The 25,914-nt window shown below is 35.4% G+C and carries 21 protein-coding genes; 8 read left to right on the forward strand and 13 right to left on the reverse strand.

All coding sequences use genetic code 11. The annotated features are described in order from the left end of the window. Positions 1–1,833, reverse strand: coding sequence for a GAF domain-containing sensor histidine kinase (locus A6J74_RS13670; protein ID WP_000648902.1), 1,833 nt, complete (start codon positions 1,831–1,833; stop codon positions 1–3). Positions 1,834–2,239: 406 nt separating this feature from the next. On the opposite strand from A6J74_RS13670, the gene gerKA reads away from it, so the two are divergent. Genes gerKA through gerKC form a run of 3 tightly spaced genes read left to right on the forward strand, consistent with a single transcriptional unit; the run spans position 2,240 to position 5,934 of the window. After that, positions 2,240–3,742: a spore germination protein GerKA gene (gene gerKA / locus A6J74_RS13675; RefSeq protein WP_080609527.1), complete on the forward strand. Its 1,503-nt coding sequence runs from the start codon at positions 2,240–2,242 to the stop codon at positions 3,740–3,742. Then, positions 3,723–4,829: a GerAB/ArcD/ProY family transporter gene (locus tag A6J74_RS13680; protein ID WP_000185800.1), complete on the forward strand. Its 1,107-nt coding sequence runs from the start codon at positions 3,723–3,725 to the stop codon at positions 4,827–4,829. The genes gerKA and A6J74_RS13680 overlap by 20 nt, the downstream gene beginning before the upstream one ends. Further along, positions 4,810–5,934 carry a spore germination protein GerKC gene (gene gerKC / locus A6J74_RS13685; RefSeq protein WP_000474021.1) on the forward strand — a complete coding sequence of 375 codons (1,125 nt, stop codon included), beginning with the start codon at positions 4,810–4,812 and terminating at the stop codon, positions 5,932–5,934. Before A6J74_RS13680 ends, gerKC begins: the two co-directional genes overlap by 20 nt. A gap of 31 nt (positions 5,935–5,965) precedes the next feature. Here the strand turns inward: gerKC and treC are convergent, their stop codons facing one another. From treC to treR, 3 genes are all read right to left on the reverse strand, one after another. Beyond that, entirely contained in the window at positions 5,966–7,627 is a 1,662-nt protein-coding gene (gene treC, locus A6J74_RS13690; protein WP_000656133.1) for an alpha,alpha-phosphotrehalase, read from the reverse strand. A 13-nt stretch (positions 7,628–7,640) separates the two neighbouring features. Further along, the gene (gene treP / locus A6J74_RS13695; protein ID WP_000513928.1) at positions 7,641–9,068 is read right to left on the reverse strand and encodes a PTS system trehalose-specific EIIBC component; all 1,428 of its coding nucleotides are present in this window, start codon (positions 9,066–9,068) and stop codon (positions 7,641–7,643) included. 140 nt (positions 9,069–9,208) lie between these two features. Beyond that, positions 9,209–9,919, reverse strand: coding sequence for a trehalose operon repressor (treR, locus tag A6J74_RS13700; protein WP_000987222.1), 711 nt, complete (start codon positions 9,917–9,919; stop codon positions 9,209–9,211). 450 nt (positions 9,920–10,369) lie between these two features. On the opposite strand from treR, the gene A6J74_RS13705 reads away from it, so the two are divergent. Then, a complete protein-coding gene (locus A6J74_RS13705) occupies positions 10,370–11,767 on the forward strand; it encodes an amino acid permease (protein ID WP_000448439.1) in 1,398 nt (465 codons plus the stop codon). Positions 11,768–11,798: 31 nt separating this feature from the next. Here the strand turns inward: A6J74_RS13705 and A6J74_RS13710 are convergent, their stop codons facing one another. From A6J74_RS13710 to A6J74_RS30440, 3 genes are all read right to left on the reverse strand, one after another. After that, the gene (locus tag A6J74_RS13710) at positions 11,799–13,502 is read right to left on the reverse strand and encodes a putative bifunctional diguanylate cyclase/phosphodiesterase (protein ID WP_000893352.1); all 1,704 of its coding nucleotides are present in this window, start codon (positions 13,500–13,502) and stop codon (positions 11,799–11,801) included. Positions 13,503–13,978: 476 nt separating this feature from the next. Next, positions 13,979–14,308, reverse strand: coding sequence for a hypothetical protein (locus tag A6J74_RS13715; protein ID WP_001106417.1), 330 nt, complete (start codon positions 14,306–14,308; stop codon positions 13,979–13,981). Further along, on the reverse strand, positions 14,308–14,439 hold the full coding sequence (locus A6J74_RS30440; RefSeq protein ID WP_000274356.1) for a hypothetical protein: 132 nt from the start codon (positions 14,437–14,439) through the stop codon (positions 14,308–14,310). Before A6J74_RS30440 ends, A6J74_RS13715 begins: the two co-directional genes overlap by 1 nt. 337 nt (positions 14,440–14,776) lie before the next feature. Between A6J74_RS30440 and A6J74_RS13720 the strand changes: the two genes are divergently transcribed. The 3 genes from A6J74_RS13720 to A6J74_RS13730 all read left to right on the forward strand — a co-directional run bounded on the left by A6J74_RS13720 (position 14,777) and on the right by A6J74_RS13730 (position 19,214). Continuing rightward, positions 14,777–16,306 carry a cardiolipin synthase gene (locus A6J74_RS13720; RefSeq protein WP_000743022.1) on the forward strand — a complete coding sequence of 510 codons (1,530 nt, stop codon included), beginning with the start codon at positions 14,777–14,779 and terminating at the stop codon, positions 16,304–16,306. Positions 16,307–16,433: 127 nt separating this feature from the next. Next, positions 16,434–17,327, forward strand: a complete 894-nt coding sequence (locus A6J74_RS13725) for an ATP-binding protein (RefSeq protein WP_000892990.1) — start codon at positions 16,434–16,436, stop codon at positions 17,325–17,327. A 3-nt stretch (positions 17,328–17,330) separates the two neighbouring features. Further along, complete coding sequence (locus A6J74_RS13730) at positions 17,331–19,214, forward strand: vWA domain-containing protein (RefSeq protein ID WP_001248838.1); 1,884 nt, start codon at positions 17,331–17,333, stop codon at positions 19,212–19,214. Positions 19,215–19,250: 36 nt separating this feature from the next. Here A6J74_RS13730 and A6J74_RS13735 read toward each other — a convergent pair whose 3' ends face one another. From A6J74_RS13735 to A6J74_RS13745, 3 genes are read right to left on the reverse strand one after another with little or no spacing between them, the layout of a single operon-like run. After that, on the reverse strand, positions 19,251–19,673 hold the full coding sequence (locus A6J74_RS13735; protein WP_001189948.1) for an NUDIX hydrolase: 423 nt from the start codon (positions 19,671–19,673) through the stop codon (positions 19,251–19,253). Between the two features lie 59 nt (positions 19,674–19,732). Continuing rightward, positions 19,733–20,698: an L-threonine 3-dehydrogenase gene (locus tag A6J74_RS13740; RefSeq protein WP_000723133.1), complete on the reverse strand. Its 966-nt coding sequence runs from the start codon at positions 20,696–20,698 to the stop codon at positions 19,733–19,735. Between the two features lie 44 nt (positions 20,699–20,742). Next, positions 20,743–21,933: a glycine C-acetyltransferase gene (locus A6J74_RS13745; RefSeq protein WP_000095899.1), complete on the reverse strand. Its 1,191-nt coding sequence runs from the start codon at positions 21,931–21,933 to the stop codon at positions 20,743–20,745. Between the two features lie 213 nt (positions 21,934–22,146). Between A6J74_RS13745 and A6J74_RS13750 the strand changes: the two genes are divergently transcribed. Further along, the gene (locus A6J74_RS13750) at positions 22,147–22,878 is read left to right on the forward strand and encodes a class I SAM-dependent methyltransferase (protein ID WP_000885937.1); all 732 of its coding nucleotides are present in this window, start codon (positions 22,147–22,149) and stop codon (positions 22,876–22,878) included. A gap of 31 nt (positions 22,879–22,909) precedes the next feature. Here the strand turns inward: A6J74_RS13750 and A6J74_RS13755 are convergent, their stop codons facing one another. Genes A6J74_RS13755 through A6J74_RS13765 form a run of 3 tightly spaced genes read right to left on the reverse strand, consistent with a single transcriptional unit; the run spans position 22,910 to position 25,803 of the window. Further along, complete coding sequence (locus A6J74_RS13755; protein ID WP_001167946.1) at positions 22,910–23,731, reverse strand: ABC transporter ATP-binding protein; 822 nt, start codon at positions 23,729–23,731, stop codon at positions 22,910–22,912. Between the two features lie 12 nt (positions 23,732–23,743). Continuing rightward, complete coding sequence (locus tag A6J74_RS13760; RefSeq protein WP_000760042.1) at positions 23,744–24,802, reverse strand: FecCD family ABC transporter permease; 1,059 nt, start codon at positions 24,800–24,802, stop codon at positions 23,744–23,746. Further along, on the reverse strand, positions 24,799–25,803 hold the full coding sequence (locus A6J74_RS13765) for a FecCD family ABC transporter permease (protein ID WP_000925227.1): 1,005 nt from the start codon (positions 25,801–25,803) through the stop codon (positions 24,799–24,801). The genes A6J74_RS13760 and A6J74_RS13765 overlap by 4 nt, the downstream gene beginning before the upstream one ends. Positions 25,804–25,914: the final 111 nt, after the last annotated feature.

Consider the following 25,914-nt stretch of genomic DNA (forward strand, 5'->3'; position numbering starts at 1 on the left):
TTACGCACCCCTTGTTTGTGAATCTGGAATTAATAGTGTAATTTTTGTCCCTTTCCCTACAGAACTATCAATCTGTAAAGTAGCCCCTAATTGTTCAGCTTGTTCATTCATATGTAATATACCATAATGTGGCTCATTCTTCGTTTTAACCATAGACTCAAATAGTGAAAAGCCAATCCCATTATCCTTAACCCTTAAAAGCACGTGCTCACTTTGATAGCTAAGTAAAACATCAGTCTTGTCTGCTTGTGCATGTTTTACAATGTTTTGCAAACTCTCTTGTAATGTATCAAAAATAACCCTTTCTTTTGAAAAGCTAAGCGCACGTGCATGACCTCTTTCATGATATGTAATATCTAGTTCATATTCTTGTTTTAAAGATTTTATTTTACTTGCTATCGCCTGCTTTAGCCCTAATTGTTGTGTCGGATATGGTTTTAAAGCATAAATAGAATAGCGAACGTCTCCTAAGCTTCCTCTTAAATCTTTTATACTTTTCTCTACTATTTGCTGCATATCTTTTGGTTTATCACGGTATTTTTTCTGCGCGGATTCTAGTTGGAATATCACCCCGGCTAATGTTTGCGCAATACCATCGTGAATTTCACGGGCGATTCTATTTCTTTCTTCTAAGATCATTCTTTTTTCCTGTTCAGAAATCAATATCCTTGTTTTAACAACGTTAGCTAATTGGTTAGAAAATGTAGCTAACGACTGTACATCTTCCGGAAAGAAACCCGCATTTCTACTTTTCCCTGCAACAAACATTCCGACTAATTCATCATTTACTATAAGAGGAAAATATACAAGTGAGCGTATAACATTATCAAATATTTCATCTCCAGGAGCCGTACCAATTTTCCAATCATTAAATACAAGATTTTTAGAAAGTTCCTCAAACGCCCCATACTTTTCTGAATCATCAGATACATCTAGGCGGACTTTCCCATCTTTTAATAGAATATTCCAGTTCCCATCATCTTTTGTCCATATTACATATGCTTGTATGCCAAAAAAACCTTTAAGTGCTTGTTTAATATGTTTCAAGTTTCCTCCGGTTAATCCTCGACTAATTTCGGTCGTAATAAGAAATAACTCATATAATCGTTCCTTCTCCATCCTTATCCGTACAGAAAAAGAACTAATAACGGAAGTTGCTACAAGTGGAAAAAAGAAAAACAGTACTGTAATCTCGTTTACTTCCACACTATATGTACTAATTAATACGTGCATCAGTGCCGCATAAGAGAAACCAAAAGTTTCGCAAAGAAATACCGTTACAGTTTTTTTATACCACTGATAGATTAAATATGGCTGCGGAAGGAGTATCATTAACAAATCGTAAAAACGATTGTTGAAAAAACAAAAAAACACGCAAAATAATAACAAAGATATTAAATTTCCATACAGAACTGATATATCTATTTTGTTAATTAATAAGGACATACATTTGTTTGAAAACCATTCGGCCAAGATTAAACTAAGTGCATGCTGAGTACTATTAAATAACATTCTTTGTATCGGTGAACGGCGGTGCAGGTGAATAATTAGCGTAACGAGTACAATAGAAATAATAGTTATATGGATTCCAAACTGCCAACTCATAGCGTAAATTATCGGAAAGGTAAGCGAGCTAGTCCCTCTCCAAAATCGTACAGGAAAATACTCTGCAATCCCCATAAATATTAATAACAATATTAGTATTGTTGGATGAGAAGGGATTTTAATTTCAAGTAAAGATATAGTTATAGTAATCAAACCAAGAAAAGAAATAAAATAAAGATAAGAACTAGCAATCTTTTCTCTCATAAAGATAGAATTTACAGCTTTCAAAACAACCCCTTCTTTCTTTATAGAACTTTATTTTCTCTATTATCCAATAAAAAACCGGCACTGGCAAAATGGAAGAACCTCCACTAGCCAATCACCGGCTGTGTACTGCACCTAAAAAGGCAAGACACAATACTAATAGTATAAATTGCCTTTCATAAATTTCCTATTCATCGAATGATGTAATTATTTATACCGCTAGGCTTATCCTCTATAGTACAAAAGATTTATATCAACACCGCTAATCTAATATATACTTTCTTTCCATCCCCTACTTCTCATTTTCTTTAGTTTAAAAGATGACGTAACGTAACTTTCAAGCTACTTATTTTCAAATAATACAAGCATAAATTTCTCACAAAAAGCAAAAATTAACAGAAGCGACTTTATTCTAAAAGAGGTGGAAATTATGACAGAGCAAAAAGAACAACAAAAGAGTGAAAATCAAAAGCATATGTTTCCATCGCTTCCGGAAAATATTAATTACATTGAAAATAAACTCTGTCATTCAGATGATATAAAAAAATTAGATATCCCTTTTCAAAACGGAAAAGGAACCATTATATATCTCGAATCTTTAGCAGATCCAAATTTAATTCATCAATTAGCTCTCGAGCCTTTATTAACACGGTCGGATTTGGCTTTAGATAAAGCTTTTTCCACATTAAATATGAAAAAAGAAACGAATTTAAATTATGGGGTGCAGCTTTTATTACAAGGAAAGTCATTATATTTTCATGAACATGTTGATAGTTTTTGTATTTTCGAAACAGCTCTATCTTTAAAAAGAGATATAACAGAGCCGGATAATGAAGGCATTGTACGTGGACCACATACCGGGTTTGTAGAAGATTTAGCAACCAATTTAGCTTCTATTCGTAAACTCATAAAAAGTCCAAATGTCGTCGTTAAATATTTCACACTTGGTGAAGAAATGCACACGAAAGTGGCAATTGCTTATATTCAAAATATAGCTAATGACGATCTCGTTGCAGAAGTAAAAAGAAGATTGGAAATGATTAAGACAGACGCACTCATGCTACCAGGCTACATACAGGAATTTATAGAAGATACATCTTTCTCACCCTTCCCGCAGCAATTAAATACAGAACGCCCAGATAGAACCGCCGCTAATTTAATGGAAGGACGAGTTGCTATTTTATCTGACGGAGATCCAACAGCGCTCATCGTACCTGTTACGTTATTCGCTTTCTATCAATCACCTGATGATTATAATAATCGCTGGATTGTCGGTTCATTCGTCCGAATGATTCGCTTAGTGAGTTTTTTAATAGCCTTTCTCTTACCAGCTATATATATCGCAACAGTTGCTTTTCATCCTGATGTGTTGCCACTTGAACTCGTTTATACAATTAAAGCTTCATTAGAAAAAGTACCACTTCCCCCCATTTTTGAGGCTCTCTTAATGGAGTTAATTTTCGAGTTATTACGGGAAGCTGGTATTCGTCTGCCGAGCCGCGTTGGACAAACAATCGGTATTGTAGGCGGTTTAGTAATTGGTGATGCGATTGTAAAAGCCGGACTTGTTTCTTATACGATGATCATCGTTGTAGCTTTAACTGCAATCTCATCTTTTCTCGTTCCATCAAACGATATGAGTTCAGCAGTTCGAATTCTTCGTTTTCCATTAATGATTCTTGCTGCTATATTCGGATATGTAGGAATATCATTCGGTCTAATTATAACTTTCGTTCACCTATGTCAGCTCCATTCTTTTCATACACCTTACCTTTCTCCCCTTGCACCAATGCGGCTAAAGGATATGAAAGATTCTTTTGTAAGACTCCCAATTTGGTCGTTTTGGGAACGACCTCATGATCCAAAGCCGAAAAAAATGCAACGACAACATGTAACGAGAGAGGATGAGAACGGTGACAAACACGCAAAGTAAAATTTCACTTGTTCAATTTACTTTTTTCGTTATTCAATGCCAAATCGGGGTTGGTATCCTTTCTCTACCAAATCGTCTTCACCCGATAGCGAAAGGCGGTGGCTGGATTTCTGTTCTCATCGCTGGTTTTGCGATTCAACTCATTATTTTACTTATGTGGCTTTTCTTAAAACGATTTCCTGATGCTGATATGTATGAAAGTGTTTGTATGCTATTTGGTAATAAATTTGGAAAACTATTAGGTTTTGCTTATGTTTTTTATTTTACCCTTATCGGTATGACGGTTATGTTAAGTGCTTGTAATGTCATTAAAGTATGGATATTACAAGCAACTCCTTGGTCTGCCATTCTCATACTATTTACAATAGCTTGTTGCTATATAGCCTATAACACATTTAAAGTCATCGTACGGTTTTATGTCATGGCCTCTATTCTTATTTTCCCAATGGCACTGTTAATTGGACTTGGGCTCTCACGGGCTGACTTTTCTTATATTTTTCCCATTACAGAAGCTGGATGGTGGAATATTATTCAAGCATCAAAGGAAACAATTACAGCTATGTATGGTTTTGAAATTATTCTTATCGCTTTCCCAAAAGTAAATGGGACTGCTGTGGCAAAACTAAAGGCAATTTCTATCGCTAATGGATTTGTGACTCTCTTTTATACTTTTACTGTTTGGATTTGCTTTATCGTATTTAGTCCAAAGCAAGTTGAGCTTATTCCAGAACCAGTTGCTTACTTATTGCGCTCTTTACATATCGGGATTATAGACCGAACTGATTTACTATTCATACCAATTTGGATGATAACAGTTGTAGCTTCTATTGCTAGTTATTATTGCGCCGCTTCTATCGGAATTGGACATATATTCAATCTTGCTAATCATAAACAAGCTGTTCCAATCGTTGGAGTTATTGCATTTAGTGTAGCCTTATTCATAGATACACCTGAAGAATTAAAAGTAATTGCAACTTTCACTGATAAGTTCACCTATATTTTCATCGTTGTCCTCCCTCTTTTATTTCTACTTTATTCAGTAATAAGAAAGAAGAAAGGAGAACAGTATGTTCAAAAAAAGAGTTAAATTATTTTTTATATTATGTACTAGTTCATTCCTTTCTGGCTGTTGGGATCAAGAACCATTAAGAGAAGCGAGATTAGCTTATAGTATTGGATATGATATTACGGAAGAGAATAAACTACAGCAAACGCTTGAACTCGTAAAAAGTTCAAGCGGAGAGCAATCTTCATTCGAGAATGAAATACATTCAGCAAACGGGTATAACATACGGGATACAAGCGATGCCCTAAAAAAAAATGTGACTGGTAATATTCGCTACTTCAAATATGGTGTTCAATTGCTAGGAACCAAAATTCTAAAAAAGGGTATACTACCCTATTTAGATGTCAGCTTTCGGGACCCAACAAACCCAACTGCTTTAGTAAAACTTATTGCAGTAGAGGGTGAAACATCCGAGATACTAGAAAAAAAGAAAGTAGGAAATTTACTAATTGGAGATTTTCTAAAGAAAAAAGTGAAAAGCTTAGAAGATATGAGTGTATTTCCAAAAGAAACTTTAGAAACAGCTGCTACAAAAATGTTAGATCCCGGTAAAGACTTTACCCTCCCTTCTATAAAAATAAAAGGAAAAGAAGTAATTACAAACGGGTTAGCTTTATTTAACAATGATAAATTAACTGGGCATTTACCTTTGAAACAATCTGTTTTATTCGTATTATTAACCGGAAAAATGGGAACAAGTGCCCGTATAACCCAAAAACTTACTAGCGATGAATCAGAGAAAACATCTGATTATTTAACAATGGAAATTAGCAATCGAAAGTTAAAACGAGACTTAAAAATAACAACAGATAAAAAAGGAAATGTTTATGCTCACATTAAGCTCCAACTAAAAGTAATAGCACTTGAAGCCCCAAGAGATAATATTTATAAAATGGGAGAACGAAAAAAACTAAATAAAGACTTATCGAAACAACTTACGAAAGAAGCGAAAAAAATAACAAACAAACTACAAAAAGCAAATTGTGATGCTTTCGGTATTGGAAGACATCTTATTGCATATCATCCAGACTTATGGAAGAAAAAAAATTGGAATAAAGATTATGCAAAAGTAAAATTCAAACCAGAAGTAGACGTAAATATTTTGTATAGTGGTGTCTTAAAATAAAAGGTTGTATGCCGCGTGGGCATACAACCTTTTATTTCGTATATCGATATATAATTGATTCATATGGTCTTAAGTTAAGTTTTGTAATATCCTTGCTGGAATCTTTATAATTCGACAGTAGTACTTCTTGTTTCATTCCATCTAATTGAACATGGGCTGGTACAGAATACGTTATTTCTTCTCCATAGAAGTTATTAATAATAAGTAATACTTCATTATTTACAGTACGTGTATATGCCCAAATCTTAGGGTGATTTTCATCTAAAATAGCATATTCTCCTTCTGTAATAACATCGTAAGTTTTTCTAAGTTCAATTAACTTTTTATAATGATAAAATACAGACTCCTCATCTTGTAATGCTTTCTCTACGTTTATTTCTTTAAAGGTTTCAGCTACTGAAATCCAAGGGGTACTTGTTGTAAAACCACTATTCACCTCTTCATTCCACTGCATCGGAGTACGAGAATTGTCACGAGATTTTTGTTTTAAAATCCCTATAATCTCTTCTTTTAATAAGCCTTCTTCCTGCTTTATATCATATATATTTAACGATTCCACATCACGATATTGCTCGATGGACTCGAATTTAGGATTCGTCATACCGATTTCTTCCCCTTGATAAATATAAGGTGTTCCTTGCAGCATGTGCATAGCTGTCGCTAACATTTTCGCAGATTCATTTCGGTACTTCCCATCATCCCCGAAGCGTGACACGATGCGAGGCTGGTCATGGTTACACCAGAATAATGCATTCCATCCCCCGCCCTTTTGCATTTCAATTTGCCAGTTAGACATAATTTCTTTTAATTTAATAAAATCAAAATCAGCTTTCGTCCACTTATCACCATTCGGATAATCTACTTTCAAATGATGAAAACTAAACGTCATACTTAGTTCATTGCGCTCAGGGTTTGAGTATTTAATACAATTATCAATTGTCGTCGATGACATTTCTCCAACTGTAATTACCTCTTTCCCTTCAAATACATTTCTATTCATCTCTTGTAAATATTCATGAACACGCGGACCATCCGTATAATATTTACGTCCATCACTTGTCGCGGTACTTCCGTCATCGCTTAAGAAACGTTGGTCTTTTGAAATTAAGTTAATAACATCAAGGCGGAATCCTGTTACCCCTTTATCAAGCCAAAAGCGCATCATATCGTACACTTCTTCACGAAGCTTTTCATTTTCCCAATTTAAATCTGCTTGTGTCTCATCAAATAAATGTAAAAAATATTGCTTAGTCTTTTCATCGTACTTCCAAGCGGATCCTCCAAACTTAGACTGCCAATTATTTTTTTCATCACGCCAAATGTAATAATTGCGATATGGACTATTTTTATCTTCTTTTGCTTCCTTAAACCACTTATGCTCCGTCGAACTATGGTTTACAACGATATCAAGCATAATTTCAATGTCACGTTCTTTCGCTTTTTCTAGAAGCTCTTCAAACTCTTCCATCGTTCCGTAAGATGGATCAATGCTATAATAATCACTTACATCGTACCCATTATCATTTTGTGGTGATTGGTATATCGGTGTTAACCAAATATAATCCACTCCGAGTTTTTTTAAATAATCTAGTTTCTCTGTAACCCCTTTTATATCACCGGTTTCTTTATTGTAATAACTATTAAAGCTCTTCGGATAAATTTGATAGACTACACTTTTATGCCAATCCTTCATGTTTAACTTCCTCCTACTTCTGTTTAACTCTTTTCGCAAATAACCATGTTAACGTAAATGGGATTACAACTGCGATAATCATTCCTACAATAAACATTGGAATCGATTTCGGAATGATCGAAATAAATGCTGGCAATCCGCCAATTCCGATAGCAGGTGCTAATACACCATTTAATGTAATGAATATCGCTGCCACAGCAGATCCTATAATTGCTGCATAAAACGGAAACTTATTTCGTAAATTCACACCAAACATCGCTGGCTCTGTAATACCGAAGTACGCGGAAATTGCTGATGTCGATGCCATACTTTTATCATTTTGATTTTTAGAAATCCAGAACATTGCAAGTGCCGCACTACCTTGCGCAATGTTAGAAAGAGCGATCATCGGCCAAATAAATGTACCGCCGTGTTGTGCAATTAATTGTAGATCAATAGCAATAAACATATGATGCATACCTGTAATTACAAGTGGTGCATACAATGCTCCAAATAATACTGCTCCAACTACTGGTACTGTTTCATATACGCCTACTAATCCAGCTGTTAATAAATCTCCGATATGACGTGTAACTGGACCGATAATTCCTAATGCTAATACACCTGTTACAACGATTGTTGTAATTGGTACAACTAATAATTGAATTGCATTTGGTACATGTTTCTTTAAGAAAATCTCTACTTTACTCAATACAAATGCTGCTACTAACACCGGTAAAATTTGACCTTGATATCCTACCTTTTCAATTTGGAACAATCCTAAAATATTGAAGTACTCAATCTTTTGACCCTCTAAACCAGTCGCTGCTTTTCCATAATCCCAGGCGTTTAATAAGGCCGGATGCACAAGCATTAAGCCCATAACAATACCTAGTATTGGACTACCACCAAAACGCTTCGTTGCTGACCAACCGACAAGTGCTGGTAAGAATACGAATGCTGTATTGGCCATCATATTAATTAAATCCCAAAGCCCACCTAAATTCGGATAAACATCTAATAAATTTTTACCATCAAAAAATAAGTCCTTTGCCCCTAATAAATTGTTAATCCCCATTAGTAAACCAGCTGTTACGATTGCTGGTAATATCGGCATAAATACATCTGAAAATACTTTTACAAACTTTTGAGCTGGATTTAACTTTTGATTTCCAGAATCTTTCACGTCAGCCACTGTCGCTTCCTTCATACCTGCAAGCGTTATCAATTCAGCGTAAACACGATCTACATCCCCTGGACCAATTACAATTTGAAATATCCCAGCATTATGAAACGCTCCCTTTACTAATGAAACAGACTGTAATTTATCATTATCTATTTTACTTTCATCTTTTAAAGCGATACGGAGCCTCGTTACACAGTGCGCAGCTTGTTCAATATTGTCTTTCCCACCAATGTACTGCAACACTTCCTCTGCTGTTTTACGATAGTCTTTCCCCATATTCCCGTCCCTCTTTTCTTTTTTTGATACCGTTTACACTTACATATTAACTCGTATATATAAGTTAGTCAACACTCGTATATATGAGTTGATGTTTTTTTTATAAAAAAAAAGATGAAACGTTATTTCGTTTCACCTCTTTACTTTCTTCGCGCCACATCCGAAAAGTGAAAAATATCTAAGCGGTGACGTGATTCCGTATATTCGAACTGACTCCCATCATATAAATGAGTAAAGTTTTTCACAACGACAACATAATCTGTGCCATTTAAATCTAAATACTTTCGGTCATCATCTGTACACGGCTGCACTTCAATTACCCTCTGCGAATAACTAATATGTAGCCCTAATTCTTTCTCAATGTATTTATAAATTGATGCCATTGCAATTTCTCTCGTTAATCCTGGAATAAACTCAGATACAAAATGATTTATATCTAAAATTACTTTTTCTCCATCAATATTTCGTACACGTTTAATATGATCTATTTCTGTTTTTTCTTTCACGTTTAATAATTTTGCAACCTCTTTTGTCGCTTCTTCTTTCTCCATTTCCACGACTTCTGTAATACAATGACGTCCTAGACGCTCATTTTCTTCTTGAAAACTTACAATGCCACCGAAGTTAAACTCAATATTTTTTCGCTTTAATACAAAAACACCTTTTCCATGAATTTTTTGCACATATCCACGCTCTTGCAATAAATCTACTGCTTTTCTTACAGTACCTCGGCTTGCCTCATACTGCTTCATTAATTCTGTTTCTGATGGGATTTTGCATCCCTCTTTTAAGTGCTTATTATCAATAGACTTACTGATTTCTATATAAATTTGCTCATACTTACTCATCATCTACAATAGCCCCTTGTCACCTTCTAATTCTATATGTATTATACCATGCTACACTCTTCTGCCAATCTCTCACTTATTTTCCAGTACAAGAAAAATATAGGTAAATATTTAATCTCTAAAACGTATTTTTATAAAAGTTTTTATATTTTTCTTTTCATTCAAAAAAACATGTAGTATACTAACTTCAAAATCAGAGGAGAAAGGGAGCAAAGAACTATGCTTACTTATACAACAATTGTAGTTACATTTGCACAAAAACATCATCATCATACGTAACCCTTGAAACCTAGCGGAAAATTTACGCGTAGGTACAAGGGTTATTCCCGTTGTACCTACGCTTTGGCGAAGAGCCATGTAGGTATTTTTTATCTACATGGCTCTTTTTTTATTGCCAAAAAGCTAGTAAAAAATGATGTTTAAGCAAATCTTACTACAAAGGAGTTAACAAAAATGGAAACGAAAAAATGGGGATTATGGGTTTTAACAGCTTTTGTTATCGGGAATATGGTTGGCGGTGGCGTATTTATGCTCCCAGCAAATTTAGCACAAGTATCAGGTCCAATGGGTTCTACACTCGCATGGAGTATTACAGGACTTGGCGTATTTATGATTGCACTCGTATTTGGAAATTTAGCAATTCGAAAACCAGAATTAAAAGCAGGACCACAAAGTTACGCTCAAGCGATGTTTCCTTCAAAAAAAGCAGGTAAAGTTGCAGGGTATAGTATGGCGTGGGGATATTGGGCTGCGAACTGGGCAGCAACAGCATCTGTTATTATTTCCTTTGCTGGATATTTATCAACATTTTTTCCAGTTTTACAAAGTAAGCAAATTCTCTTTTCAATAAATGGATTTTCACTAGAACTAGGAAAAGGGTTAACTTTTCTAGTATGTAGCCTTATGTTATGGGGAATTCAATATATTCTTTCTCAAAATATTGATCGAGCTGGAAATATGAATCTTCTTGCTACCATTGCAAAAATTATCGGATTTACAATGTTTATTGTGATTACATTATTCATTTTCAACGCCTCTAATTTCGGAGACGGTCAAACATTTATGAATGAAGCTGGACAATCCATCTCGTTAGGTGGACAAATCAATTCAGCTGCTATTGCAACACTTTGGGCGTTTATCGGCATCGAATCAGCGGTTATGCTTTCTAACCGCGCAAAATCACAGCGTGATGTAAAAAAAGCTACAATTTTCGGCCTAATTATTGCTCTTATTATTTACATGTCAATTACTTTACTTACAATGGGAGCTCTCTCGCAAGAAGCTTTAAAAGAGTCTCAAAAACCATTAGTAGACGCATTAAATTTAGCAATCGGCAATAAAGGCGCATATATAATGGCGTTACTAGCACTTGTATCTTTATTTGGATCTACTGTTGGCTGGATTGTTGTTAGTTCAGAAGTACCTTACCAGGCTGCCAAAAATGGACTTTTCCCTAAGTTTTTCAGTAAAACAAATAAAAAGGGTAGTCCTTCAAAATCATTATTTATTACAAATGTGATGACACAAATCTTCTTATTCTCAACGATTTCTGGCACTGTTTCAGAAGCATATAATTTCGCTATCGTTGTAGCAACATTAGCTTATTTAATTCCATACCTTGTTTCTACTCTGTACCAATTTAAATTGGTTATTACAGGAGAAACATATGATATAATGCCAGGATCTCGAATAAAAGACGGGGTTATTACTACATTAGCATTTGTATACTCTATTTGGGTTATCAAAACGGGAACTGCTGATTTAAAAACGTTCTTCTTAGGAATTGGATTGTTTATATTAGGTCTTATTCTTTATCCCGTATTAATGAAAAACTCACAAAAAACGAATTAAAAAAAGAGAAGCTTTTAGCTTCTCTTTTCTATTAAAAATCCGTAATTAACTTTTCTTTTAACTCTCCTACGGATAAAGGTTTTGCATAATAAAATCCTTGTACATAGTCACAGCCCATGGATTGTAATAAACTTTCTTGTTCTACCGTTTCTACCCCTTCAGCAACTACTGCTAAATTTAAACTATGGGCAATTTCAATAACAGATTTTACAATCGTTCTTTCTGGCTGTGCATGATCATAATGAAATTCACGAATAAAATTACGATCAATTTTTACGATATCAAGTGGCAATTGTTTTAAATAATACAATGAGGAATAGCCAGTTCCAAAATCGTCTAAAGCAATTAATACGCCCATACTTCTTAATTCTTGTAATGTAGCGATAATATAATCAAAATGGCGAACAGCAATACTTTCCGTTATTTCTAAAATTAAACGATTCGGAGGAAAACCAGTTCTCCTTAAGATGCTACGTACAGACAAAATAAAACGCTTCTGCATTAATTGTTGTATGGATAAATTCACAGATAACCTTAATCCTTCTTGGTAATCCGGTAATGTTTTAAACAGGCGACACGATTTTTCTAATACCCAATCTCCTAATTTTATAATAAGTCCAGATTCTTCAGCTACTGGAATAAATTCGCTTGGTGAAATAGGCCCTTCTTCTGTCATACAGCGCACTAAAGCCTCAATGCCAGTATATTTCTTCGTTTTCAAATCAATGATAGGTTGTAATACTACATCTAATTCTTCATCACGAATTGCCTTTTGCAAAGCAAACTCGATTTTCATTCTACGATTTATTTTTGCACGTAACTCATCTGTAAAGAAACACGCCGCATTTCTTCCCTGTTCTTTCGCACTATACATAGCTAAATCCGAATTTTTCAATAGTGTTTCCACGTCTTGTCCATCTTGTGGATATGAACAAAGTCCTAGACTAGCTGAAATGTATACTTCATGACCTTCAAGCATAAATGGTGCCTGAAAACATGACAATACCGATGTCGCTAACTGCCGCATCTCATCTTGTGTATGTTCATTTGTTAACAGCACAAATTCGTCGCCACCTAGCCTAGCCAGAACATCTTTCTCTCCTAACACATAATGCAACCGTGAAGCAACTTCGCTTAAAAGTAAATCTCCTATCATATGACCTAACGTATCATTTACTAATTTAAAACGATCTAAGTCAAAGTATATTATGCCAAATTCCTTTTTCCCTGCAATCAGTTCATTAACAGTCGTTATTAGCTGTAATCGGTTCGGTAAACTCGTTAAAGCATCATGATATGCAAGTTCCCTATAACGGCTTTCACTCAATCGTAATCTCTGTTCTGCTTCTTTTCTACTACTAATGTCATTTCGGATCGCGATAAATTGATACGGCTCTCCTTTCTCGTTTAAAAATGGAACAATTGTGGTTTTAACCCAATAATATGTACCATCTTTTGCTTGATTTTGGATTTCACCTCTCCATACTTTCCCATTCAAAATACGCTTCCATAAGTTTTGAAAAAAAGTTTTCGGATGATATCCTGAATTTAAAATACGATGATCTTTTCCTATTAACTCTTCTCTTTTATATTTGGAGATTTCACAAAACTTATCATTTACATATGTAATAAGACCTTTTCGGTCTGTAATTGCAACAATTGAAGACTCATCTAATGCTAACTTTAAATCTCGCAATGAAGAGTCATATAATGCATGACCTCTTTGTTCTAGCATGCGCATCTCTCCTTGCTTCCTATCTAACTAAAACACAACTTGTTTCTTTTCATAGAAATAGAGATATTTCATTTTCTAATAATAACCCTTTACATACATCACATTTTGAATTATGCCGATTAAAATAACATAATATTATTTGTAAAAAAAAGCAATATAATACCGTTCCAATTATAATTAGTAGCTTCTCATCTCCCTAATTAGCTTGCCTTATTATACCGCATTCCTTTAACTTGCTCTATGCAACCCTTGTTCCTACTCATTCCACTCGCGTCTAACCTCTATGCTTTTTAATAGCAAAATAGACATTAGAACATACTATATAACTATTCACGAATAATAATATAAAAGTTTAAATTGGTATATATGTTTTTGAATTACAATAATAAAATATTAACATATTTTTACCTTTATTTTGGAAGTATTTCATAAATAAATATAGTATTAAACAAAAAAGAGGATAACCTCTTTTTTGTTTAATACTGATATGGTATTTGCTGATAACCTGGGTATGGAACTGGATATGGTGCTGGATATGTTACTGGGTACGGTGCTGGATAATAACCTCCACTTGCTGCACCCGTTAATGCACCTGCTGTAAGCCCACCTAACATACCTCCCGCAAAACTTCCTGGGAAAACTCCGCCTCCCCATGAGCCGCCTCCACCCCAGCCCCATCCACCACCGTGATGATGATGGTGATGATCATAATGGTTGTGTCCTCCATGATGATTATGTCCTCCATTATGATGGTGTCCTCCATTATGATTGCGATAATACACTCCGTTATTTTCTATATAATTCATTATTCACCTCTCCCTTTCAATTTCCTCACTTTAATATTGTATGAATAATACGGATCTTGTTGGTAATCTGGATAATAAGCATAATTCGAGTAATATGGATAACCAAATCCTCCAATTGGACGACCATACATTTTATTCATCCCTTTTGCTATATAAAGTGAAATTTTAATCGGCGCGGGCTTTGTCCCTCCCCCACTGATTATTAGCCCAAATCAATCGGGCATTTATGGACAATCATTTCCCGCCTAACTTCCTTGCACTCATCGAATTTTGAGATGGGATTTTTACTACCCAGCAAATAACGGGATAACAACGTAACAATATACTGTATGTAGGACAAATGCGGAAAGTATAGGACAAATGTCTATATTTTGTAAAAAAAACAAAACACTTTATAATAAGGATGTCAGATTATATCTTCTATTTAAGAAGTCTATATTTAAGAAAGATTAGAGGAATTATATAGAAATGAAGAAACCTATCGTTCAATTATTATTAATATTTACAATCGTATCTATCGTTCTTTTCCTATTAAATACATCGGTTATTTCGTTATATACGTTTGTCGGTGCTCTATGGTCCATCACAATCGTAGGAATTTCATTCGTTATTTTTATAGAAAATAGATCTCCCCAAAGTACTTTAGCTTGGTTTTTAGTATTAGCACTTCTTCCCGTTGTAGGTGTACTTTTATACTCTATTTTCGGGCGTAGCCGTTGGAGAAGAAAAAAACATCTCCATCGTTCAGAAGAACAAAGAAAATTATTCCGCGAAATATTAGAAGGAAGACGACTAGAATTATCACTCACAGTCCCATTACATGAACGTTCCATACATTTAACAGAAGTCGTACAAAAATTTGGAGGCGGGCCTGCCGCAGATAGAACAACGACAAAACTTTTAACAAACGGCGATCAAACCTTTTCAGAAATTTTGCAAGCAATCGAGAATGCAAAACATCACATACATATTCAATACTATATTTATAAATCTGATGAGATTGGTACAAAAGTACGAGATGCTTTAATACAAAAGGCAAACGAGGGTGTTATTGTACGCTTCCTTTATGATGGACTCGGAAGTAATACGTTAAGACGACGATTTTTACAACCTATGAAAAAAGCTGGAATTGAAATTGTCGAATTTGACCCTATTTTTTCAGCTTGGTTACTGGAGACAGTTAATTATCGTAATCATCGTAAAATCGTCATTGTAGATGGAGAAATTGGTTTTACCGGAGGGCTTAACGTAGGTGATGAATATCTTGGTCGCTCAAAAAAATTCCCTGTTTGGCGTGATAGTCATTTAAAAATAGAAGGAAAAGCATTGTATAAATTACAAGCCATCTTTCTAGAAGATTGGCTTTATGCGTCTAGTGGATTGAATACTTATTCTTGGGATCAATTTATGAATAGACAATACTTCCCAGGAAAAGAAATTCTGGATGCAACAGGTGCGGTGCAAATCGTAGCAAGTGGACCAAGCTCAGATGATAAAAGTATTCGTAATACATTACTAGCTGTTATGGGCTCAGCCAAAAAATCTATTTGGATCGCTACACCATACTTTATTCCGGATCAAGAAACTTTAACATTATTACGCTTAAGTGCAATATCTGGCATAGATGTACGCATTTTATATCCTGGTAAGAGTGATAGTATTATTAGCGATCAAGCATCTCAATCCTATTTCACTCCACTTTTAAAAGCCGGTGCTTCTATTTACAGTTATAAAGATGGATTTATGCACGCAAAGATTGTACTCGTTGACGATAAAATTGCAACAATCGGAACAGCAAATATGGATGTACGTAGCTTTGAATTAAATTATGAAATTATTAGCGTACTCTATGAATCAGAAACCGTTCATGATATTAAACGCGATTTTGAAGAAGACTTTAAACACTCTACTGAAATTAAATGGAACTCATTCCAAAAAAGAAGTATCAAAAAAAGAATATTAGAGTCCTTTATGCGACTGATTTCTCCTTTACTATAAGCAATCAATGTGATATTGATTGCTTTTTCTTTTATATTTCCCCCTTCTCCTTTTCTTTGCATACCATATTAAAACAAGTTATCATAAGATGTATTACTTTATGAAAATAATGTTAGGTGGGAAATACATGTTAGAACAATTTCATATACATTCTGATTTAAAACAGCAGCTTTCTACAATTCATGAAAAGAATAAACAAGAAGCTGGTGAAAATGCTCATTTAATCGGTACTAAAATATATAAAGCATCTGATAACAGCATTATCGAAGATGCTATTACGGCACTTCTTCTTGGCAAAAATATTCTATTAAAAGGACCAACTGGTAGTGGTAAAACGGTACTAGCGGAAACTCTTTCTTCTTTATTCCAAAAACCAATGCATAGCATTAACTGTTCTGTCGATTTAGATGTGGAAGGTATTTTAGGATACAACACATTACAAACGAAAGACGGAGCATCTGAAGTTACGTTCGTTAACGGTCCTCTTATGAAAGCAATGAAGAACGGTCACTTCCTATATATTGATGAAATCAATATGGCAAAACCTGAAACGTTACCACTTCTTCACGGTGCACTAGATTACCGTAAAATGATTACAAACCCATTTACACAAGAAGTTGTATACGGTGATGACGAATATCGCGTAATTGCTGCGATTAACGAAGGTTATGTTGGGACAAGTGAACTAAACGAAGCATTAAAAAACCGTTTTGTTATTATTGAAGTTCCTTATATTCAAGGTGACACATTAAAAGAACTATTACTATCTGAATCAAAATTAAATGATGTTGCAACAATTGAAAAGTTCGTTGCATTTGCAAGCGACCTTATGCCTTTAGCTCGTGATGGGCGTGTAAGTGAAGAAGCAGCAAGTATTCGTGGTATTATCGACGCATGCGATTTAGGTGTATATATTCCTGTTATGCGCGCTATTGAGCGAAGCATTATTGCGAAATTAAATGATGAAACAGAACAAATGACTGTCCGTGAATTAGCAGAAAGTTATTTCTTTGAGGGATAATTCATGAGACAAATTTTTAGTGACAAAAAAATTGATGCGTCGCTGTTTCTACAAATGGAAAACTTAATGTATGCCCTTCTAAAAGAAGACGATGCCTATCTTGAATATGGCTATAAAGCATACTACGACGAAATTGAAAAAAAGGTTGTCATTAGTCACTTTTGGGATGATCGAAAAGAAGAAGATACAGTAATCGGATTAAAAAGCGAAGTGTTCTTAAAAGCACTTGGTAATAAACATTACTCGGACATGGCTTTAATTCGTTCTTACGCGATTGAATTACAAGAATCGCCCCTAAAGAAGTTCTTAACACAATTATTTGTTCTATTAGAAGATTTACGTGTCGAGGAAATCGTAAAAAACTTACGACCTGGCACGAAACATATTTTTAAACGCCGAAAAGAAATGTACCGCAATTACTTCGGCTCACAAAATGAAATAAACCGCGTTCGTAACTATCACGGTGATCGTCTATTTTGTCTATGTTACCTTTCATTAACGAGCGATAAATATGAAATGTTTACTAATGAATATTTCGAGCAAATTGAAGTAATTTTGCATGAGACATTCCAAGCCCATAATACCGAAGATATTATGTATATCGTTGAGAAAATTCGCTACCGCTTAGAGGAGCTTCTTGAAAATGATATGCTTAACAATTATTTCGGACATGCTCCGCTTTATTTATCTGTCATTGCAGATGAAAAGAACTGCCGCGTTGAAGATTTAGCAAATGATGATACGCAGCTCATAGATGACGATGACAATAAAAACAAAATGGATGAAAGCTTCTCCACATGGCATCGTGAAAATAAAAATAACGAAAACGAGAACTTTTTACGCTTTGAATTAGAAAGCGGAACAAAAACAAACATGATGGGTGATACTGCTCGTGAATCAGAAGATGGCGATCAAGCACTTGGTTCTGTACAAGGTACTTCTCAAAAAAGTACACAATCCAACTTTGATGGTGCTGATACAGAAGAAGCAAGAGCTTCACACGCTTCTAGCCAAAGCGAGGGTGCATATGGTAAGTATAATGTAGGTGCCTCTCATACATTTAAAGAAGCTCGCAAATCAAATCCTGACGAGAAAAAAGATTACCAAGCTATCAAATCAGTCGTTAATAAAGATGTAAAAGAATTAAAGAAAATTATCGAAAAAACGATTGAAAATAAAACGAATGCAAATAGTGATAAATACTACGGAAGACTTCGGAAGAAATTCCTTCGTATTTATACTGAAAAGCAGCCGCGCATGTTTTATAAAAAAGGACAAGAATCGCAAGAGCTCGACGTTGCATTCCAACTATTAGTGGATTGTTCTGGTTCTATGTATAACAAAATGGAAGAAACGAAGAAGAGTGTTGTCTTATTCCATGAAGCGTTGAAATCTTTAAAGATCCCGCACGCTATTAGCGGATTTTGGGAAGATGCTTCTAGTGCTAAACCTGAAGATAAACCGAACGTTATCCATGAGGTTGTAAATTACAAAAACTCAACGTTACCAAACGTTGGTCCAGAAATTATGCAACTTCGTGAAGAAGAAGATAACCGCGACGGATATATTATTCGTATCGTTTCTGAAAAGCTTGCGAAAAGACCAGAAAAACATAAATTTCTATTAGTCTTCACAGACGGTGAACCTTCTGCCCTAGACTATCAACAAGACGGAATTTTAGATACGCATGAAGCTGTGAAACTCGCTCGTAAAAGTGGTATGGAAGTAATCGGTATCTTCATCGAAGAAGGCGAAGCGAAAGAAGCGACTTATCAATTAATGAAAAACATTTATAATCATCACTTCTTAGTTGCAAATCATGCTGAAGATTTAAGATTGAAGATTAAACCACTACTGAAAAAGCTATTACTGAAGACGATTGAATAGAAAAAAGGAGCCTTTTGGCTCCTTTTTTTCGTTCAATTACTTTGTTTCTGGTTGAAACTTGTATGGAATGGCTACTTCTAACAATGACTCGAATCCTCCATCGTAGAATGGGAATCGTTCATTTGCGATTGTTCGCTCCACCCACTCTATCGCAGAAATTTCTCCCTCATCTTCTGCATGTAGCTCGCCCGTTAGTACTTTCGCTCGAAATGTAAAAAGTAGTGCATGATTCCCGGATTCTTCAAAGAATTTTTCATTGATTGCAACAAGTCCACCTGCCATAGCAGTTAAACCTGTCTCTTCTTTTACTTCCTTTACTAGAGCTTCCTCTAACGTTTCACCCTTTTCAACAGCCCCGCCTGGCAATGACCAAACGTTTTGTTCTACATTATGTACCATTAATATTTTATCTGTTTCTTCGTCATGTATTAGTGCATATACGACATCAACTCTTTGCATGTTATTTTCCCCCTCTCAAAAAGAATGAAGAGCCGATTCCTAAGAATCGACCCTTCCTATTAATTCATCACTAACTCAGCTGTGAGCTTTTTTTTTAACTTAGCCAACATGTCCGTTGTCATTTTGTCTAAATCGTATTCTGCTTTAAAGCCCCACTCTTTCATTGCTGCTGTTGCATCAATAGAGTTTGGCCAGCTATCAGCGATTGTTTGACGAGCTGGATCTACTGCGTAATCCATTGTAAACGTCGGAATGTGTTTACGAATTGATGCTGCAATTTGCTCTGGCTCGAAGCTCATTGCTGTAATGTTGAACGCATTTCTATGCACTAGCTTACTTGAATCAGCTTCCATTAATGAAATGATCGCTTGTAAAGCATCTGGCATATACATCATATCCATGTACGTTCCTTCAGCAATGTATGAGGTGTATGCACCTTTTTTAATCGCCTCATAATAAATTTCAACTGCATAGTCAGTTGTTCCGCCTCCTGGAGGAGCTACGTAAGAAATTAAGCCTGGGAAACGTACACCGCGCGTATCAACGCCAAACTTTTGATGATAATAATCACATAGTAGTTCTCCTGCTACTTTGTTTACCCCATACATCGTAGTAGGACGCTGAATTGTATCTTGTGGCGTATTATCTTTCGGCGTTGATGGACCGAATGCACCGATAGAACTTGGCGTGAAAAACTTACAGTTTAATTCACGAGCTGCTTCTAATGCATTTACAAGTCCACCCATATTTAAATTCCAAGCAAATAACGGATTTTTTTCTGCTGTTGCTGAAAGTAAAGCTGCTAAATGAATAATTGTATCTACTTCATTACGCTTTGCAATATCATGTAGTTTTTGCCCATCTGTTACATCTAACGTTTCAAATGGACCAGACGTTACTACTTCACTATCTGTTTCACGAATATCTGTTGCAATAACGTTTGATGCGCCGTATACATCACGAAGTTTCATTACTAGTTCAGAACCAATTTGCCCTAAAGAACCGGTTACTAGAATTTTTTTCATTTTCCCCACTCCTCATTTGCAAGCTATTCAAAAGATGTCGTTACTTAAATGATGCCCATTTCTTTCCCTACTTTTTCATATTTAAGAATTGCTTCATCTAGCATTTCCTTCGTATGAGCTGCTGTAGGCATATTACGAACGCGTCCTGTTCCTTTAGCTACAGTTGGGAACACGATAGATTTTGCGTATACGCCTTCTTCATTTAGACGTCTACTAAATTCTTGTGTTAATACTTCATCACCAATAATACAAGGTGTAATTGGCGTTTCACTTTCTCCGATGTTAAAGCCAAGTTCTTTTAACCCTTGTTTTAAATAGCGACCATTTTCCCATAAACGATCGTGTAACTCTGTGCTTTCCATTAAGATTTCAATTGATCTCATGCAAGCTGCTGCATCAGCTGGTGTTAATGCTGTAGAGAATAAGAATGGACGTGAACGAACTTTTAACCAATCAATTAAGTTTTGTTTCCCTGCTACATATCCACCAATTACCCCAATTGCTTTTGATAATGTACCAATTTGGAAATCAACTCTATCAGAAAGACCGAAGTGCTTCACAGTACCTGCACCTTTTCCAAGTACCCCTGAACCATGTGCATCATCTACATATGTCATTAAATCTAGCTCTTCTGCAATCTCAACAATTTCTGGTAATTTTGCAATATCTCCATCCATTGAGAAAACACCGTCTGTAATAACCATTAATTTATTGTAAAGACCTGATTCTTTCGCCGCGATTGCTTTTTGGCGTAAATCTTCCATATCAGAATGTTTATAAACGATGATTTTCGCTCTTGATAGACGACTACCATCAATAATAGATGCATGATTTAATTCATCTGAAAGAATTGCATCATTTTTATCCATAACAGCTGAAATCGCTGCCATATTACAATTAAATCCTGATTGATAAGCAATTGCTGCTTCTGTATGTTTAAACTTTGCAATTGTTTCTTCTAATTTAATATGCAAATCTAAAGTACCGTTAATTGTACGAACAGCTCCTGCTCCAACACCGTACTTATGAATTGCACCAATCGCTGCTTCTTGTAAGCGATTATCAGTCGCTAATCCAAGATAGTTGTTTGAAGATAAGTTAATATATTCTTTGCCGCCAATTGTAATAATCGGTCCATTTGGACTTTCAAGCGGATCAATTACGTTATAAAGCCCCTTTGATTTTAAATCCTCTAAATTTTCTTCTAAAAATTTCGCAAGTGTTTTACTAGACATCGTGAAGCCTCCCATCGTTCATGTAAGCGGATTATTGTCTTAATAGTTCTAATAATCCCTCTACTAGCTTAACACGTTTTCAGAATTTATTATAGAAAAATAGTTTAAAGAAACCGCTTACAAATTTTAATTATATATGATTCATTACAAGAAATCTATCATTTACATTCCATATTTGATAGAATTAAAAAAATATTTAGGGAGGCTTCAAACATGGCATTTACAGAATCTGATGTATATAATAACGAAGCGTTTTTTGAGCAATATATGAAACGAAGATACCGCGAAAATAGCCCCAATGAATCCATTGAAAAGCCAGCATTCTTTCAACTCATTGGTGATGTAAAAGGAAAACAAATTCTCGATTTAGGTTGTGGCGATGCTAAGTTTGGCGAGGAATTATTAGAAAACGGATGCCACTCTTACACTGGCATTGAAGGCTCTCAGCTTATGTATGAAAAAGCTAAAAAACAACTAGAAAATAAAAATGGATCTGTTCATTTGATAAACCTCAAAGATTATACATACTCCCCATCCACTTTTGATTTAGTCACATCTAGACTCGCTTTACATTATATTGAACATCTTCATATCATTTTTCAAAATGTGTACAAAACTTTAAAAACAAATGGAACCTTCATCTTTAGCGTTCAACATCCTGTTATTACCTCTTCATTTGAAAGCTTGCAAACGAGTGGTAAAAGAACGAGCTGGTTCGTCGATGATTATTTTAAACTAGGCAAACGGGTTGAACCATGGATTGACCAAGAAGTTATTAAATATCATCGTACAACGGAAGAGTATTTCACATTATTACAGCAAGCCGGATTTACCATTATAAATCTAAAAGAAGCTACACCAAATCAAACCTATTTTCAAAGTGAAGAGGAATATGAACGACGTTTACGAATTCCCCTCTTTCTATTATTTTCTTGCAAAAAATAAAAAGACGATGAATCCCCATCGTCTTTTTTCGTTATCTCATTGCTTGAGCAACTTCTTTAACTAATCGTCTTCCTCTTCCGTGCGGGATACATAGTGGTGTTCCAAACAACGGATCCGTACTGATTTGACACTCCATACGGAATACATCCCGAACTAACTTCTGGTCAATAACTTCTTCTGGTTTACCTTGTGCATATATTCGTTTATCTTGAATAGCTACAATGTTGTCTGCATAACGGCATGCCAAATTCAAATCGTGTAATACCATAACAATTGTTCGTTGCTCTGTTTCATTTAATTCGAATAATAAATCTAGCACTTCAATTTGGTGAGTCATATCTAAATATGTAGTTGGCTCATCCAGTAAAATAATGTCTGTATCTTGTGCAAGCGTCATTGCAATCCAAGCACGTTGACGTTGCCCACCTGAAAGAGCATGCACATCCCGCTCAGCAAATTCTGTCATACCTGTTGCTGCAAGTGCCTTCTGTACCATTTCCTCGTCTTTTTCTGACCATTGCTTTAACCAAGTTTGATATGGATAACGTCCTTGCTTTACAAGTTGCAATACTGTAAGCCCTTCTGGTGCTTGGGGTCCTTGCGGTAAGATTGCCATTTGACGAGCAATTTGCTTCGTTTGCATACTTTGTAACGCTTGATTATCTAACAAAATATCACCATTTGTTGGCTTTAATAATCTAGCTAGTGAACGTAATAAAGTTGATTTTCCACAACCGTTAGAACCGATGAAGATTGTAATTTCACCTTTTGGAATTTCTAAATCCAACTCATCGATAATAATTGTTTCACCATAGGACAGCGTCAAACGTTTTGTCTCCAATGCTTTTTGCATATTCATCTCCCTTTATGAATTCCGACTTTTATAAAGTAAATAAATAAAATAAGGTGCACCAATTGCTGATGTAAATACCCCTGCTGGAATTTCAAGTGGTGTGAAAATTGTGCGCCCAATTAAATCCGCAGCGAGTACTAAAATTGCACCGACAATAGCTGCAACTGGGAGTAATGCACCGTATAAAGAACCAACTAATCTTCGCGAAATATGAGGTGCCATTAAACCAACAAACCCAATCCCTCCGGCAAAGGCAACCGCCCCACCAATTAAAGCTGTACTAAGTAATAACATAAATACACGCGACTTCGTTAAAGGAACACCAAGTCCTACCGCTATATCATCCCCTAGCTCTTGTGCATTTAAATGTCTAGCAGCGATAAAGGATATTACCGTTAAAATGAGAACCCAAGGCGCAAGTACCATCACATTTTGCCATGAAGAGCCGTAAACAGTACCTGTAATCCATACATTTGCTTGGCTCGCTTGATAAATTGGTGCTAATAACATAAATAACGTTGTTGCCGCTTTCGTTAACGCCCAAAATCCAACACCAATTAAAACAAGACTAATCGGTGATAAGCCATCATTTTTCCATGCAAATAAATATACAAAAAGCGCTACAATCGTCGCTCCAGCAAAAGCTGCGAGCGGCATATAATGAATGCTTACTGTTAGCGCATTGTTTTTATCACTAAATATAGCTAAAAAGAGTACAACTGCTACGCTTGCACCACCTGTAATTCCAATGATATCAGGGGAAGCAAGCGGATTTCTAACGAGCCCTTGTAAAATACAACCTGCTACAGCAAGTGCAATTCCTACAAGGATCGCAATTAAAATACGCGGCATACGAAACTTATTTACAACCATATTTGACATCGCATCGCCATTTCCAGTAATCGCTTGCCATACGTCATAAGGAGCAACCTTCATATCTCCCATACCTGCACTTGCAAAAAATAATCCTATTAAAATTACTAATAAACTCACCAAGACGAGACTAGCTCGTTTATACATTAAAAACGAGAATCCATCTTTTCCTATACGAAACGGGATATACTTCTTCATTTGCTAAGCCCTCTCTTACGTGCAATATAAATAAAGAATGGGGCCCCGATAAATGCTGTCATAACCCCTACTGGTACTTCTTGTGGCATAATGACATATCTTGCGGCTATATCCGCTAAGATTAATAGTATTGCACCTAACAATCCGCTATATGGCACTCTCCATCTGTGGTCAACTCCAACAAGAAATCTGGCAAAATGCGGAGTTACAATTCCTATAAATCCTATTGGGCCAGCAACCGCAACTGAACCACCCGACAACAATACAATAATGAGTAGTACGAATGATTTCATTAAAATTGTTCGTTGTCCGAGACCTTTTGCAACATCTTCTCCCATCATCAATGTATTTACTTTTCCTGCCATCATAAGAGATGCAATCCATCCTACTAATAAATACGGGAATACAGATAGTAAAATTTCTATTTTTCTTCCTTGTACAGATCCGGCAAGCCAAAACAATACTTCTTCCATTGCCTTTTCATTTAAAACAAGCAACCCTTGTGTTAATGATGAAAATAAAGCACTTATCGCGACACCTGCTAATGTTAACTTAAGAGGAGTCGTCCCTTCTTTTCCTAAAGAACTAGAAGCAAATACAAGTACAGCTGCAATTGCCGCTCCTAAAAAGGCAATCCACGTGAAAGCCGATAATGACGTCACAGAAAAGATAACAATTGCTACAACTATGAAGAACGCAGCGCCTGAATTTAATCCAATAAAATCTGGTGAAGCAAGTGGATTCTTAGTTAAAGTTTGCATAAGACAGCCTGCAATGGCTAAACTAGCACCAACACTAGCTGCAATTAACGCCCTAGGCAGACGTACATTTTGAATAATAATATGTTCATTGGAACCATTAAAATGGAAAAAAGCATCCAATGCTAGTTTCCAACTCGTATTTGTATATCCAAAAATAATACTTCCCCAAATACAAATAACGACTGCAATGATTCCAACAAATAATCCAATCCATTTTGCTCGATTTGTTTTTAATAACATGCAGCGTTTCCCCTTCAATGTATAATGATACGTTGTTAGTGTATTTCAACTTAATTCTCATTGTCAACGGAAATGAGAATTATTTTCATCCATATGTATTGACAATCAAAA

It is taken from the genome of Bacillus sp. FDAARGOS_235, from assembly GCF_002073415.2.
In the GTDB taxonomy this organism is placed as follows: Bacteria; Bacillota; Bacilli; order Bacillales; family Bacillaceae_G; genus Bacillus_A; species Bacillus_A toyonensis.

Bases quoted from the DNA above. Each gene is read 5' to 3' on its own strand.
- A6J74_RS13710 (WP_000893352.1), bottom strand. From the start codon at position 13,502: ATGCTAGAACAAAGAGGTCATGCATTATATGACTCTTCATTGCGAGAT.
- A6J74_RS13730 (WP_001248838.1), top strand. From the start codon at position 17,331: ATGAGACAAATTTTTAGTGACAAAAAAATTGATGCGTCGCTGTTTCTA.
- gerKC (WP_000474021.1), top strand. From the start codon at position 4,810: ATGTTCAAAAAAAGAGTTAAATTATTTTTTATATTATGTACTAGTTCA.
- A6J74_RS13740 (WP_000723133.1), bottom strand. From the start codon at position 20,698: ATGAAAAAAATTCTAGTAACCGGTTCTTTAGGGCAAATTGGTTCTGAA.
- treP (WP_000513928.1), bottom strand. From the start codon at position 9,068: ATGGGGAAAGACTATCGTAAAACAGCAGAGGAAGTGTTGCAGTACATT.
- A6J74_RS13720 (WP_000743022.1), top strand. From the start codon at position 14,777: ATGAAGAAACCTATCGTTCAATTATTATTAATATTTACAATCGTATCT.
- A6J74_RS13735 (WP_001189948.1), bottom strand. From the start codon at position 19,673: ATGCAAAGAGTTGATGTCGTATATGCACTAATACATGACGAAGAAACA.
- A6J74_RS13745 (WP_000095899.1), bottom strand. From the start codon at position 21,933: ATGTCTAGTAAAACACTTGCGAAATTTTTAGAAGAAAATTTAGAGGAT.
- A6J74_RS13755 (WP_001167946.1), bottom strand. From the start codon at position 23,731: ATGCAAAAAGCATTGGAGACAAAACGTTTGACGCTGTCCTATGGTGAA.
- gerKA (WP_080609527.1), top strand. From the start codon at position 2,240: ATGACAGAGCAAAAAGAACAACAAAAGAGTGAAAATCAAAAGCATATG.
- A6J74_RS13750 (WP_000885937.1), top strand. From the start codon at position 22,147: ATGGCATTTACAGAATCTGATGTATATAATAACGAAGCGTTTTTTGAG.
- A6J74_RS30440 (WP_000274356.1), bottom strand. From the start codon at position 14,439: ATGTATGGTCGTCCAATTGGAGGATTTGGTTATCCATATTACTCGAAT.
- A6J74_RS13715 (WP_001106417.1), bottom strand. From the start codon at position 14,308: ATGAATTATATAGAAAATAACGGAGTGTATTATCGCAATCATAATGGA.
- A6J74_RS13765 (WP_000925227.1), bottom strand. From the start codon at position 25,803: ATGTTATTAAAAACAAATCGAGCAAAATGGATTGGATTATTTGTTGGA.
- treC (WP_000656133.1), bottom strand. From the start codon at position 7,627: ATGAAGGATTGGCATAAAAGTGTAGTCTATCAAATTTATCCGAAGAGC.
- A6J74_RS13705 (WP_000448439.1), top strand. From the start codon at position 10,370: ATGGAAACGAAAAAATGGGGATTATGGGTTTTAACAGCTTTTGTTATC.
- A6J74_RS13760 (WP_000760042.1), bottom strand. From the start codon at position 24,802: ATGAAGAAGTATATCCCGTTTCGTATAGGAAAAGATGGATTCTCGTTT.
- A6J74_RS13725 (WP_000892990.1), top strand. From the start codon at position 16,434: ATGTTAGAACAATTTCATATACATTCTGATTTAAAACAGCAGCTTTCT.
- treR (WP_000987222.1), bottom strand. From the start codon at position 9,919: ATGATGAGTAAGTATGAGCAAATTTATATAGAAATCAGTAAGTCTATT.